Origin of the sequence: Neorhizobium sp. DAR64872/K0K18, assembly GCF_050500175.1 — a bacterium.
In the GTDB taxonomy this organism is placed as follows: domain Bacteria; phylum Pseudomonadota; class Alphaproteobacteria; order Rhizobiales; family Rhizobiaceae; genus Neorhizobium; species Neorhizobium soli.
In genome coordinates this window covers 2,603,008-2,615,105 of record NZ_CP191446.1, presented here as the reverse complement: position 1 = coordinate 2,615,105, position 12,098 = coordinate 2,603,008, and the positions used below count along the sequence as shown (strand labels likewise).

General features: G+C 60.8%; 14 protein-coding genes. 11 read left to right on the top strand and 3 right to left on the bottom strand.

Annotated elements, in window-relative coordinates; all coding sequences use genetic code 11:
- Positions 1-8: 8 nt before the first annotated feature.
- Genes ACQY1P_RS18370 through ACQY1P_RS18360 form a run of 3 tightly spaced genes read left to right on the top strand, consistent with a single transcriptional unit; the run spans position 9 to position 1,192 of the window.
- Positions 9-497 (top strand): NUDIX hydrolase, encoded by a 489-nt coding sequence (locus tag ACQY1P_RS18370; protein ID WP_430256731.1) that lies wholly within the window; start codon positions 9-11, stop codon positions 495-497.
- A 55-nt stretch (positions 498-552) separates the two neighbouring features.
- Positions 553-774, top strand: coding sequence for a DUF2945 domain-containing protein (locus tag ACQY1P_RS18365; protein WP_113165980.1), 222 nt, complete (start codon positions 553-555; stop codon positions 772-774).
- Positions 767-1,192: a hypothetical protein gene (locus tag ACQY1P_RS18360; protein ID WP_348270996.1), complete on the top strand. Its 426-nt coding sequence runs from the start codon at positions 767-769 to the stop codon at positions 1,190-1,192. The genes ACQY1P_RS18365 and ACQY1P_RS18360 overlap by 8 nt, the downstream gene beginning before the upstream one ends.
- An 18-nt stretch (positions 1,193-1,210) precedes the next feature.
- Here the strand turns inward: ACQY1P_RS18360 and ACQY1P_RS18355 are convergent, their stop codons facing one another.
- From ACQY1P_RS18355 to ACQY1P_RS18345, 3 genes are read right to left on the bottom strand one after another with little or no spacing between them, the layout of a single operon-like run.
- On the bottom strand, positions 1,211-2,080 hold the full coding sequence (locus ACQY1P_RS18355) for an NAD-dependent epimerase/dehydratase family protein (RefSeq protein WP_430254794.1): 870 nt from the start codon (positions 2,078-2,080) through the stop codon (positions 1,211-1,213).
- Complete coding sequence (locus ACQY1P_RS18350; protein WP_430254792.1) at positions 2,077-2,886, bottom strand: glycosyltransferase; 810 nt, start codon at positions 2,884-2,886, stop codon at positions 2,077-2,079. Before ACQY1P_RS18350 ends, ACQY1P_RS18355 begins: the two co-directional genes overlap by 4 nt.
- Before the next feature lie 7 nt (positions 2,887-2,893).
- A complete protein-coding gene (locus tag ACQY1P_RS18345) occupies positions 2,894-4,114 on the bottom strand; it encodes an NAD-dependent epimerase/dehydratase family protein (protein WP_113165977.1) in 1,221 nt (406 codons plus the stop codon).
- A gap of 122 nt (positions 4,115-4,236) precedes the next feature.
- Here ACQY1P_RS18345 and ybgC point away from each other — a divergent pair, with 122 nt between their 5' ends.
- From ybgC to tilS, 8 genes are all read left to right on the top strand, one after another.
- Complete coding sequence (ybgC, locus tag ACQY1P_RS18340; RefSeq protein WP_430256729.1) at positions 4,237-4,686, top strand: tol-pal system-associated acyl-CoA thioesterase; 450 nt, start codon at positions 4,237-4,239, stop codon at positions 4,684-4,686.
- A 267-nt stretch (positions 4,687-4,953) separates the two neighbouring features.
- Complete coding sequence (tolQ, locus tag ACQY1P_RS18335) at positions 4,954-5,673, top strand: protein TolQ (protein WP_062460759.1); 720 nt, start codon at positions 4,954-4,956, stop codon at positions 5,671-5,673.
- A 27-nt stretch (positions 5,674-5,700) separates the two neighbouring features.
- Positions 5,701-6,159, top strand: a complete 459-nt coding sequence (gene tolR / locus ACQY1P_RS18330; protein ID WP_062460755.1) for a protein TolR — start codon at positions 5,701-5,703, stop codon at positions 6,157-6,159.
- A gap of 9 nt (positions 6,160-6,168) precedes the next feature.
- Positions 6,169-7,350, top strand: a complete 1,182-nt coding sequence (locus ACQY1P_RS18325; protein ID WP_062460751.1) for a cell envelope integrity protein TolA — start codon at positions 6,169-6,171, stop codon at positions 7,348-7,350.
- Positions 7,351-7,361: 11 nt separating this feature from the next.
- Complete coding sequence (tolB, locus tag ACQY1P_RS18320) at positions 7,362-8,666, top strand: Tol-Pal system beta propeller repeat protein TolB (protein ID WP_062460748.1); 1,305 nt, start codon at positions 7,362-7,364, stop codon at positions 8,664-8,666.
- Positions 8,667-8,839: 173 nt separating this feature from the next.
- On the top strand, positions 8,840-9,382 hold the full coding sequence (gene pal / locus ACQY1P_RS18315) for a peptidoglycan-associated lipoprotein Pal (RefSeq protein WP_062460745.1): 543 nt from the start codon (positions 8,840-8,842) through the stop codon (positions 9,380-9,382).
- Between the two features lie 305 nt (positions 9,383-9,687).
- Positions 9,688-10,710, top strand: coding sequence for a tol-pal system protein YbgF (gene ybgF, locus ACQY1P_RS18310; protein WP_113109796.1), 1,023 nt, complete (start codon positions 9,688-9,690; stop codon positions 10,708-10,710).
- Positions 10,711-10,720: 10 nt separating this feature from the next.
- Positions 10,721-12,055: a tRNA lysidine(34) synthetase TilS gene (tilS, locus tag ACQY1P_RS18305; RefSeq protein ID WP_430254790.1), complete on the top strand. Its 1,335-nt coding sequence runs from the start codon at positions 10,721-10,723 to the stop codon at positions 12,053-12,055.
- Positions 12,056-12,098 lie beyond the last annotated feature (43 nt).

Sequence of the window (12,098 nt, the reverse complement as noted above, 5' to 3'; positions counted from 1 at the left end):
GCATCCGGATGAAATTCAAGCCGAAGCGCATTTTTCAGATGCGCATCGCGGGGCTTGGTTTCCGCGATGGCCATGTGCTGGTGCACCGCGCCGTGCATGAGACGTTCTGGACCTTTCCCGGCGGACGCGCGGAAGTGGGCGAAACCTCCGAGGAGACCCTGAAACGCGAGATGGTCGAGGAACTCGGGGTCGAGGTGAAGGTCGGACGGCTGCTCTGGGCGGTCGAGAACTTCTTCCACTACGAAGACCGCGACTGGCACGAACTCGGCTTCTACTACCTGATGGAGCTGCCGGAGAGCTTTCCGTTTCATCCGACCGATATCGTCCATCGGATCGTCGACACGCACGAACTCGAGTTCAAGTGGGTGAAGGCGACGAGGGTCTCGTTGAAGGCGCTGGATATCCCGCCCTATTTCATCGCGGACGAGATCGAAGATCTGCCCATGAGCCCGAAACACGTGGTCTGGCGCGATGGCGATCTCGATCTGAAGGACTGATGTTGGAACATCCTTTGCTCCCTTGAGTTTTTTCAGGAGTAGAAGGAGACGATCCATGCAGAAGATCAGCGTCGGAAACGAAGTCGAATGGAAATGGGGAAAGTCGAAGGCCGAAGGTAAGGTCGCCGAGAAGTTCACCAGGGATGTCGAGCGTAAGATCAAGGGCAAGACGATCAAGCGCAAGGCAGATGCCGACAAGCCCGCCTTCCTCGTCAAGCAGGAAGACGGCGACAAGGTTCTGAAAAGCCAATCGGAGCTGAAGAAGACCGATGGCTGAAAGATCTTCGCACGAACATCAGCACGAGCAGTCTAAGACTCGCGCGCGCAGCCCGTCCAAACCATCGCAGCTTGACCACAAGCCGCCGGCCGACGTTGCGGCTGCGGCCGAGAAGGGCTTGAAGCTGCGCGCCGAATACCGCCGCGGCGGCACGACGGTCGGGATAGCACGCGCTCGCGATCTTCAGCATCGCAAGCATCTGTCGGAACAGACGGTGAAGCGGATGGTGAGCTACTTCAAGCGTCACAATGTCGACAAGCGCTCCGACAATTTCGGCGACGACGGCAACCCATCTGCTGGTTACATTGCCTGGCTTCTGTGGGGCGGCGACGCCGGCCAGAAGTGGGCTGAAGAGCACATGAAGCAGATCGACAAGACGAAGCAAGAGGCCAAGACGCAACGCGCCTCGTCCCACTAGGTCGTAGCGTGGATGAGATCAGGAGGAGGCGAGGCGGCGAATTGTTTGCGCAAGCAGCGGTTTGCCACCGCCTCTCCAGCCAAGCGCCTCGATCTTTGCCGTCGGCATGACGCGCACTTGCGACAGATCAGCCTTCTCGGGCAAGCGGCGGCCATTGTCGACGTGACTGAGGATCTCGCTTCGATCGGTGAGTATGTCTGACACGTTGAAACTTTCGCCGGCGATCCTGGAGGCCTCGGCTTCCAGCATCAGACGAACGGCGGAGCCGACATCGCTGCCGTTTACTTCCGTTCCCGCACGCGGTTCGATGACGCCGCCGGAACGGTAGGTTTCAAACATCTGATCCCATTTGTTGGGTCTCAGATCTCCGTAGACACCAGTCAACCGCAGGCTTGCGGTCGAAAAGTCCGGGTCGCAAAGCCCGGCGACTGCCAATTCGCCTTTATGCTTGATTTCGCCGTAGAGACTTGTCGGTGAAAGATCCGTGTCTTCGATCAGCGGCAACCCGTCAGGCAGGCCGTCATAGACAGCGCGGCTGGAGATGAGGACGGCGCGGCGGAGACCGGCTCGTTTGGCAGTCTCGAACAGTTTGATCGTGCCATCGAGGTTCATGCGGGCAAACCGCTTGGGATCGTCGCCTTCGCCGCCCCGGTATTTCCCCGCGACGTGGTCGAAGGCGGCGTGGACGAAGAAATCGGCACCGGTGAAGACATCAACCTGGTCGAGATCGGGATCGAGCGAGAGGGGGGCGAACTCGACGGGTTTCGAGAAAAGGTCGATTCCCGGTCGTGTCCGGCCTCCTACGATCACCTCATAACCAGCGTCCAGCAGCGCTTCGATGATATAGCGGCCCACAAGCCCGGTCCCGCCCGAGACGAGGACTTTCATGGTAACGGCGCCGGATTGGGCAGCGCGGTGATGTCGGGCGAGCGCCCTTCGTAAAAGTTCCACCAGAGATCGATCAGAGGTTTCAACTGCTGCGCCTTCGGGTGATCCTTCTCCCAGGGCTTTTCATACTGGTAGTGGAGGATGCCGATGCTTTCCCAGTTCCAGAGATCGGGCATTGCGAACCACACATATTGCAGCATGTTCATGGTCACCGGCAGGCCGTGCCAGTCCGGAAAGAAGTGTTCCAGAAACGTCTGGTCGGTGCGCCGCCAGAAGGCGTCGGGAACGTCCAGCGCCGCCATCATACCGTCGAAGGTCTCCAGCGATGGCGTGGCCACAAACACGCCGGAGTTCATCCGATGGAAGTCGGCCATGCTCTCGTAGACGTTCGGTGCCGCGGAAAACTCCGGATAGGCGAACAGCTTGTCGATGTTCTTCAGCACCAGCGCGTCGGCATCGATGAAAACTGTTGTGTCGTAGTCGGTCAGTTGCCACAGGCGCAGCTTGCAGAAGTTGTCGAGCGGCGTGTGGAACTCCGGCTTGTTGCCTTTGGTAAAGGGCGCCGCCCCATGCAGGTTCTTTCGGGCGTGACGGTCGTTGAACGCGTCGGACAGCGGAAGGTGCGCGACTTCCACCAGCCTGCAGCCTAGGGCCTCGAGCGGGCCAAGGTCGGAAGCTGAGACCGCAGCCGTATACAGCACGACGATCTCGGCCGTGGTCCCGGTCAACCTGATCGATCGGGCCAGCGCCGTCGCGCCCATCGCGTAATCGGCATTGGTGACGAGGGTGACGAAGGCGTTTTTCATTGCGCCATCACGAGACGGATTTCAGCCGCATGCCTTCCGGATCGTGCTCGACCTTGGCGGCGATATCGCGCGTCCAGGCGGAAACGGCGGGCACACGGCTGCGATCGACGCGGTAGGCATATTTCTTCGCGACATCAACGATCTCGGCGAGCAGTCCTTCGCCGAGCGTGGTCGGCTGCAGGCCGAGGCTCAGGAACTTGTCGTTCTTCACGACGAGATCGTTTTCAGGGGCTTCCTTGCGCGGGTTGGGCAGCCAGGCAATCTGGGCGCCGCTCATCTTGGAGATCATTTCGGCGAGATCACGGACCCGGTGGGTTTCCGTCATCTGGTTGAAGATCTCGACCCGGTTGTTTCGGGCGGGCGGTGTGTTGAGCGCGATCTCGATGCAGCGTACCGAATCCTGGATGTGGATGAAGGCCCGGGTCTGCCCGCCGGTTCCGTGGACGGTCAGCGGATAGCCGATCGCCGACTGGATCAGGAAGCGGTTGAGAACCGTGCCGTAATCGCCGTCGTAATCGAACCGGTTGATCAGCTGCTCGTGGCGGCGGGTCTGCTCCGTGTGGGTTCCCCAGACGATGCCCTGGTGGAGATCGGTGATCCGCAGGCCGTCGTTCTTCGCGTAGAACGCAAACAGCTGCTGATCGAGGCATTTCGTCATGTGGTAGATCGAGCCGGGATTGCTTGGATAGAGGATCTCCTGGCTAACCGTGCGCCCATCCATCGTCTCGATGCCAACAGGAAGGTAGCCTTCCGGGATCGCCGCGCCGACGGTCGAGTAGCCATAGACACCCATTGTGCCCAGGTGGATGAGATGCGCGTCGAGATCGAGCTCGACCATGGCATTCAACAGATTGTGCGTGGCGTTGACGTTGTTGTTGACAGTGTAGTTCTTGTGGCGGTCGCTCTTCATCGAATAGGGCGCTGCCCGTTGTTCGGCGAAATGGATGATGGCGTCTGGACGGTTTGCCGCCAGCCAACCCTTCAGAAGCTCGTAATCCTTGGCAAGGTCGATCAGGTGAAAGTGGATGCGGCGGCCGGTCTCGGCGTGCCAGATGCGGGTCCGTTCCTGAATGCTGTCCATCGGCGTCAGCGACTGAACACCGAGTTCCGTATCGATCCAGCGGCGCGACAGGTTATCGAGAATATGCACCTCGTGGCCGGCATCGGACAGGTGAAGCGATGTCGGCCAGCCGACGAAACCATCGCCGCCAAGGACTGCAATCTTCATGAATGTTCTCTCCGTTCGCGGGTGCCCTATTTTATGCGGGCGGGAAGTATGACAGGACACCGAAAGTGGATCGGTATTCCGCCTTTATCCAGGGGATGAAGATGGAATTTCAAGGCAAGCTTATGACAGAGCAGAATTTTTTGTTATCCGGAGAACTGATCGAGGGCGGTCACAGCCTCGTCCAGCGGGTCTATTACGAGGACACGGACTTCTCCGGCCTCGTCTATCACGCCCGCTACCTGCACTTTCTCGAGCGCGGCCGAACCGATTATCTGCGTTGCCTCGGCTGCGAACAGAGCGTGCTTCTGTCGGCGGATGAGGAGGGGCTGGTCTTCGTCGTGCACCGCATGGAGATCGACTTCAAGCAACCGGCCCAGATGGACGATATCCTGACGATCCGGACGATCACCGAAAAGGCCGGTGGCGCCAAGATGGTGCTGACCCAGGAAATCCGCCGCGGCGAAACGCTGCTGATCGCGGCGAAGGTGGTCATCGCCGTCATCAACAGACACGGCCGTCCACGACGACTGCCGGAGGCGATCGCGGAGAAGTTTCTGACAGCGCCGATCTGAGCTTTAGACAATAGAGCCAAAGCGCTGATCAAGCTTGCGGCCGTAACACATTATTAACGATAATGTAGTCTTACTAACCCGTGAGGAATTTGTGCAACGCACGCCTTCCTTTGACCAAATTTGAAGGCGAGAAGCCAAGCTGAAAACTCAGGACATCTTGGGCGTTAGGCGGCGATCTCGGCGGACAGAAACATTCTCGCGAGAGCGCGCTTTGGAACCCGCCCGGTTGTGAAATGCCGGGCGTTTGGATTCGGGGATTGAAGACAGATGGAACAGGTAGCTCTGGAAGCTGCGACGCATGACGTGAGCCTTTGGGCGCTGTTCATGCAGGCCGGACTGATCGTCAAGATGGTGATGATCGGGCTCATGGGTGCCTCGGTCTGGACCTGGGCGATCGTCATCGACAAATATATGAGCTTTGCCAAGGCGCGGCGCCAGTTCGATCAGTTCGAACAGGTCTTCTGGTCGGGTCAGTCGCTCGAAGAACTCTACCGCACCCTTGGCGAGCGCCAGAACACCGGCCTTGCCGCCATCTTCGTCGCTGCCATGCGCGAGTGGAAGAAAAGCTTTGAGCGCGGCGCCCGTTCGCCGATCGGTCTGCAGATGCGTATCGACCGCGCCATGGACGTGACGATGTCGCGCGAAGGCGAAGCCTACGAGGCGCGTCTCGGTTCGCTGGCGACCATCGGTTCGGCCGGTCCGTTCATCGGTCTGTTCGGTACCGTCATCGGTATCATGACCTCCTTCCAGGCGATTGCAGGATCGAAGTCCACCAACCTTGCGGTCGTTGCACCGGGTATCGCCGAAGCGCTGCTGGCAACCGCCATCGGCCTCGTCGCCGCTATCCCGGCGGTTATCGCCTACAACCGTTTCATGGGCGAGGCTGGCAAGCTTTCATCACGGATGGAAGGCTTTGCCGATGAGTTCTCGGCCATCCTTTCGCGCCAGATCGACGAGAAGCTGCAGCCACGCCAGGCCGCTCAGTAATCAGGCACAACGCCAGGAGTAAGCACCATGGGCATGTCGGCCGGAGGAGCAAAGTCGGGAGGCGGTCGTCGCGGACGTCGCGGTGGGCGCAGCCGTAGCGGCGCGATCAGCGAAATCAACGTCACGCCGCTTGTCGACGTCATGCTCGTGCTTCTCATCATCTTCATGGTCGCCGCACCGATGATGACTGTCGGCGTGCCGATCGACCTGCCTGAAACCCAGGCCAAGGCGATGAATTCCGATACGCAGCCGATCACCGTTTCGGTCAATCCGGAAGGGCAGATCTTCCTGCAGGAAACCCCGATCACGATCGACGAGATCCTGCCGAAGCTGCAGGCGATCGCCACGACCGGCTATAACGAGCGCATCTATGTGCGTGGCGACACTGCCGCTGCCTATGGCGTGGTGATGAAGGTCATGGCCCGCATTTCGTCTGCCGGTTACAAGAACCTCGGCCTCGTTACCCTTCAGGAACAGGAGCAGTGATCCCACGCCATGAAGGGTAGTATCGGCACATCGCTGGTTCTCCATTCGGTGCTTCTCGGCTGGGCGCTTGTCTCGCTGAGTTCACCGATGCAGCTCAACGTCGCCGACGTCGAGGCGCTTCCGGTCGACATCGTCCCGGTGGAATCGATCACCCAGATGCAGCAGGGTGACAAGAAGGCGCCTCTCACCGAAAAGCCTTCGGTGAAGGAAACCAAGAACCAGAAGGTCGTCGAAAACGCCGAGAATGCCGGCGAGAGCGACATCGACCTGAAGTCCCCGCCGACACCCGCCAAGAAGCCCCTGAAGACCGAAGCCGCCGCCGCGCCAAAGCCGGTGGAGCGCCCGACGCCGACCCCGACGGACGAGGACAACCAGGTCAAGGATATCGTCAAGGAAGAGACGGCGCCGAAGCCTCAGGAAGTGGCAGCGCTGCCGCAGCCGAAGCCGGAGCCGACCCCGCCAAAGCCCGAGCCGACGCCGCCCAAGGCCGAGACACCGCCACCGACCCCAACTCCGACCGAAGCCAAGACCGAGGAAGCGCCGCTTCCCGACAGCGTTCCGCTGCCGGCCGCCAAGCCGAAGCAGGAACCGCCGAAGGAGCAGGCAAAGCCCGTCGAAAAGCCGGTCGAGAAGAAGCCTGACCCGCCGAAGCCGACAGAAACCGCCAAGGCGGATACCAAGGCGACGGAAGCTTCAAAGCCGACCGACAAGAAGGAAGGCAAGAAGCAGGAGACGGCCAAGTCCTCGTCTTCCAAGGCCAGCGACTTCAATGCCGACCAGATCGCAGCGCTCCTCAACAAGCAGGACGCGTCCGGCGGCGGTGCGAAGCGTTCGACTTCGCCTGCTTCCACGGGCAGCACGAAGCCATCCACCGGTTCGAAGCTCAGCGTCAGCGAAATGGACGCACTGCGCGGCCAGATTGGCAAGAACTGGTCCTATATCGCCGGCATCGAAGGTGCAGAAGGCGTGGTCATCCGCGTCCATATGCGGCTCGACCAGTCGGGCATGATCGTCGGCGAACCCGAAGTTTCCTCAAGCGGCGGTTCAGATACGGCCCGCCGGACGCTCGAATCCAGCGCGCGCCGCGCTGTCTTGCGTTCGTCGCCGTTCAAGAACCTGCCGGCAGACAAATACGATGCGTGGAGCGAAGTCATCGTGAACTTCAGCCCCAGCGATCTTGATATGCTTTGAAAGGCCAAACCATGATCAGACGTTCCTTCCTCGGGCTCATGATGGCGTCCGCCGGTGCTGCCGCGATCTCCAACCCCGCAAACGCGGTGGTCGAGATCAACATCAACAAGGGCAATGTCGAGCCGCTGCCGATCGCGATTACCGATTTCCTGTCCAACAACGAGCTTGGACCGCAGATTTCGCAGGTTATCGCCGCTGATCTTCAGCGCTCGGGCCTCTTTGCGCCTGTGAACAAGCAGGCGTTCATCGAAAAGATCACCGATCCGGGCCGCGCGCCGCGTTTCGAAGACTGGAAGGCGATCAACGCCCAGGCGCTGGTCGTCGGCCGTGTCAGCCGTGAAGGCGACGGTCGTCTGCGCGCCGAATTCCGTCTCTGGGATACGTTTGCCGGCCAGCAGATGACCGGCCAGCAGTTCTTTACTCAGCCGGAAAACTGGCGTCGTCTGGCGCACATCATCGCCGACGCGATCTATAAGCAGATCACCGGCGAGCAGGGCTACTTTGACACCCGCGTCGTGTTCGTATCCGAAAGCGGTCCGAAGACTGCCCGTCAGCGGCAGTTGGCAATCATGGACCAGGACGGTTTCAACGTCCGCATGCTGACCGGCACCAAGGATCTCGTGCTGACGCCGCGCTTTTCGCCAAGCCGCCAGGAAGTCACCTACATGTCGTTCGAGGGCAACCAGCCGCGGGTCTACCTGCTGCAGCTGGAAACCGGACAGCGCGAAGTGGTGGGCAATTTCCCCGGCATGACGTTCTCGCCGCGCTTCTCGCCTGACGGTCAGAAGGTGATCATGAGCCTTCAGCAGGAAGGCAACGCCAATATCTACACGATGGACCTGCGTTCGCGCACGACGACGCGCCTGACGTCGACGGCTGCGATCGATACCGCGCCATCCTATTCGCCCGATGGTGCGCGCATCACGTTCGAAAGCGACCGTGGCGGCCGCCAGCAAATCTATGTGATGGGTGCAGACGGTTCGGGCCAGAGCCGCGTCTCGTTCGGCGATGGTTCCTATTCGACGCCGGTCTGGTCGCCGCGTGGCGATCTGATCGCGTTCACCAAGCAGTCGGGCGGAAAGTTCTCGATCGGCGTGATGCGTCCGGACGGTTCTGGCGAGCGCATTCTGACATCGGGCTTCCATAACGAGGGTCCGACCTGGGCACCGAACGGGCGTGTTCTGATGTTCTTCCGCCAGAACGCCGGCGCCGGTGGTCCGCAGTTGTATTCGATCGATCTCAGCGGCTATAACGAGCAGATGGTCAAGACACCGGCATTCGGGTCCGACCCGGCCTGGTCGCCGCTTCTTGAATAGGAGGCACGTTTGAGGCGCGGCAGATCTGCCGCGCTTGCGTTCCAACCGGCAGCGAACGACTGAAAAATAGGGCACCGGAAGGAATTCGTTAACCATAAGCGTTTGATCATGGTTAACCTAAATCCGTTAGAGTTCGGCAACTCTTAAATTAAATGATCAAGGAGAGAACGGCCATGAGCCGCATTCATACCCCGGCGATGAGCCGTATGCAGACCCTCGCTCGCAACCCGGCCGTCATCGCTCTGACGCTGGCCCTCGCTCTCGCAGGCTGCGCCAACAAGAAGAACCTTCCGAACAACGCGGGTGACCTTGGCCTCAACGGCGGTGGTGCCGGCGGCTCGGCAACACCTGGCTCGAGCCAGGACTTCACGGTCAATGTCGGCGACCGGATCTTCTTCGATACGGACTCGACCTCGATCCGTGCAGATGCCCAGCAGACGCTCGATCGTCAGGCTCAGTGGCTGCAGCGTTACCCGAACTACGCGATCACCGTCGAAGGCCATGCCGACGAACGCGGTACACGCGAATACAACCTGGCACTCGGCGCCCGTCGCGCTTCGTCCACCAAGGAATATCTTGCTTCGCGCGGCATTCCTGCCAACCGCATCAAGACCATTTCCTTCGGCAAGGAACGTCCGGTCGCAGTTTGCGACGACATCTCCTGCTGGTCGCAGAACCGCCGCGCGGTTACCGTTCTCGGTGGCGCTGGCATGTAATGCCGGTGAGGGGCGGGGCCAGTCCCCGTTCCACACATGACATTTTGGTGAGAAAAGGTGGCCTTCGCGCCACCTTTTTTGTTTTTCCTTAGTTTGGCCCCGTTTCCCTTGATTTTGAACGTCGACTTGGTTGCTTTTTGACGGCAGTTCAGAAAAATCCGTATTGCGCCAATCCGGCGCAAGCTACAGCGCCGCGCACCGGGTTTCCGATGCGCACAGCGCGTTGTAGAACATAGGTTGCGCTTCGTTCTTTCCGAAAGCCATTCCGGCTTAAGGGCCGAAGCGCGGGAAGCAGGACGGACGACATGAAGAAAATTGTCTTGGCAGCGATGCTGGGGCTGGCGGCGATGGCGGGCCCTGCTGGGGCCTTCTCATTTCCGAAACTCTTCCAGGGCGAGCAAAGCGTTCCGCAACAGCCGCAGGCCGAACAACGGCCTGTGATCCTCGCGCAGGGCGGCGATGCCGTCCGGACGCAGCAGCTTCAGGAAGAGGTACGGCAGCTTAACGGCCGTATCGAGGAAATGAGTTATCAGCTCCTGCAGATGCAGGAACAACTGCGCAAAACGCAGGAAGATAACGAATTCCGTTTCCAGGACCTGGAAAAGAAGAAGAGAAGCGACTTGGGCGACACGGGCGGGCAACCGGCCGTGGCGTCCAACCGCCCTTCGTCTTCGGCTTCCTCCGGCGAAACCTCCCCACCCGCCGCGCAAGGCGCCGACGACGTGGCTCGCATCATCGGTGAGCCATCCAGCCCATCCGCGACCACAGGCAACCGCGCCGCACCTGCGCCAACAACGCTTGGATCGATGAATCTCGACACGAGCGGAAATACTGTCGGTGCGTCCCGCAACGACAATGCCCGCAATTCGGCCGGTCTTCCCGGTGTTGCTTCCGGCTCGTCGCGCAGCGGTGGGTCGCAGGATCCGCAGCAGACGGCCTCGCTTGGCAGTGAGGGCGACAGCTACAAGATCGCCTATGACCATGTTCTTTCCGGCGACTACCCGCTCGCCGAGAAAGAATTCTCCAGCTACCTCGCCAGCTACCCGAAGAGCTCAAGGGCCGCAGACGCCAATTTCTGGCTCGGCGAAGCGCAGTTCTCGCAGGCGAAATATGCCGATGCGGCAAAGACCTTTCTCAACGCGCACCAGACCTACGGCAAGTCCGCCAAGGCGCCGGAAATGCTGCTGAAGCTCGGCATGTCGCTTGCGGCTCTCGACAACAAGGATACGGCCTGCGCGACGCTTCGCGAGGTACCCAAGCGCTATCCAAATGCGCAGCGCGCCGTGCTCGGCAAGGTGACGACCGAGCAGAAGCGGCTGTCCTGCTGATCCTGCGGCGGTGACCACCCCGGATCCATCCCCGCAGTCAGCGGTTCGTGAATTTCTCGCCGGTCTTTCAAGGCCGGCGAAACTGCTTGTGGGGATCTCCGGCGGCAGTGATTCGACCGGGCTTCTGCTCGCGCTTCAGGAGGCGCTGGCTACTGACCCGGAAGGCGGGATCGAACTTGCCGCTGCCACGATCGATCATGCGCTGCGAGCCGAATCAGGCGCGGAGGCCGGCGCGGTGGCATCTCTTTGCGCACGCAAGGGCATTCCCCACACAATCCGCCGCTGGGACGGCGACAAACCAACGACCGGCATTCCGGCTGCTGCACGAGAAGCTCGCTACCGGCTGCTGATGGAGATCGCTGACGAGATCGCAGCCACCGCCATCCTCACGGGCCATACGCTGGATGACCAGATCGAAACGGTGGCGATGCGCGCAGTGCGCAACGGCACGAAGGGCAACCTGGGTCTGGCGGGCATGGCAGGTGCAGTCCTGCTCGACAGACGGCGCTGGCTGCTGCGACCGTTTCTGTCTGTGCGTCGCTCAGCGATCCGGGATTTTCTTGCAGCGGGAGGCGAGGGCTGGATCGACGACCCGAGCAACCTCGACAGCCATTACGAGAGGGTCAGAACTCGAAATGCTCTGACGGGCATCGAAACGGTGACGATGGACGAGATCGCTGCGGCCGGCGCTTCGCGAACGTCCCTTTCCAGTCTCGCGGCGGAACTGGCCCGCGAGCAGCTGACGATCAGCCATGGGGTTCTGGCTTATCTTCCGGTCGAAGCATTGGGCGGCGATCCACTGGCTCGGGACCATCTGCTCGGACATCTCATCGCGCTCCTGGGCGGACGGGAACACATTCCTTCGACCGAGACGATGACACGGGTCGCGGCATTTCTGGATGGCCGGCACCTCGGCCGAATGTCTGGAGGGCGGGTCATCCTCGATCTGCGTCGGGATGGGCTGTATCTTTACCGGGAAAGCCGCAATCTGAACCCTGTTCGCATCGCGGCGGGGGCGGTGAAGGTCTGCGATGGCCGATACCGCGTCCACAACCCAACCAATAGCGAAATCGTGATCGGGCCGACCATTCCCGATCGCACGCTGGCGGGCTCGCTTTTCCCGAATGCGCCCGGGTCGGTCGCGATGCGGGCCATGGCGGCAATGCCACAGGTGCAAACACTCGAAACTGGCCTGCTGCACGCGATTGACATGCACCCGGTCCTGGGGACGTTCGAACGCTTCCTGTCGCAGTTCGAGCTCGAGATTGCAGCCCAGTTCGCCGATTTGGTCGGATGCGACGATATACCCCCGCTTCCGGTTAAGCTTTCGCAGCGGAAAAGCTAGGCGTCCGTGCCGGTTCGCCTTGGCAATGCCAAAGCTCAACCCT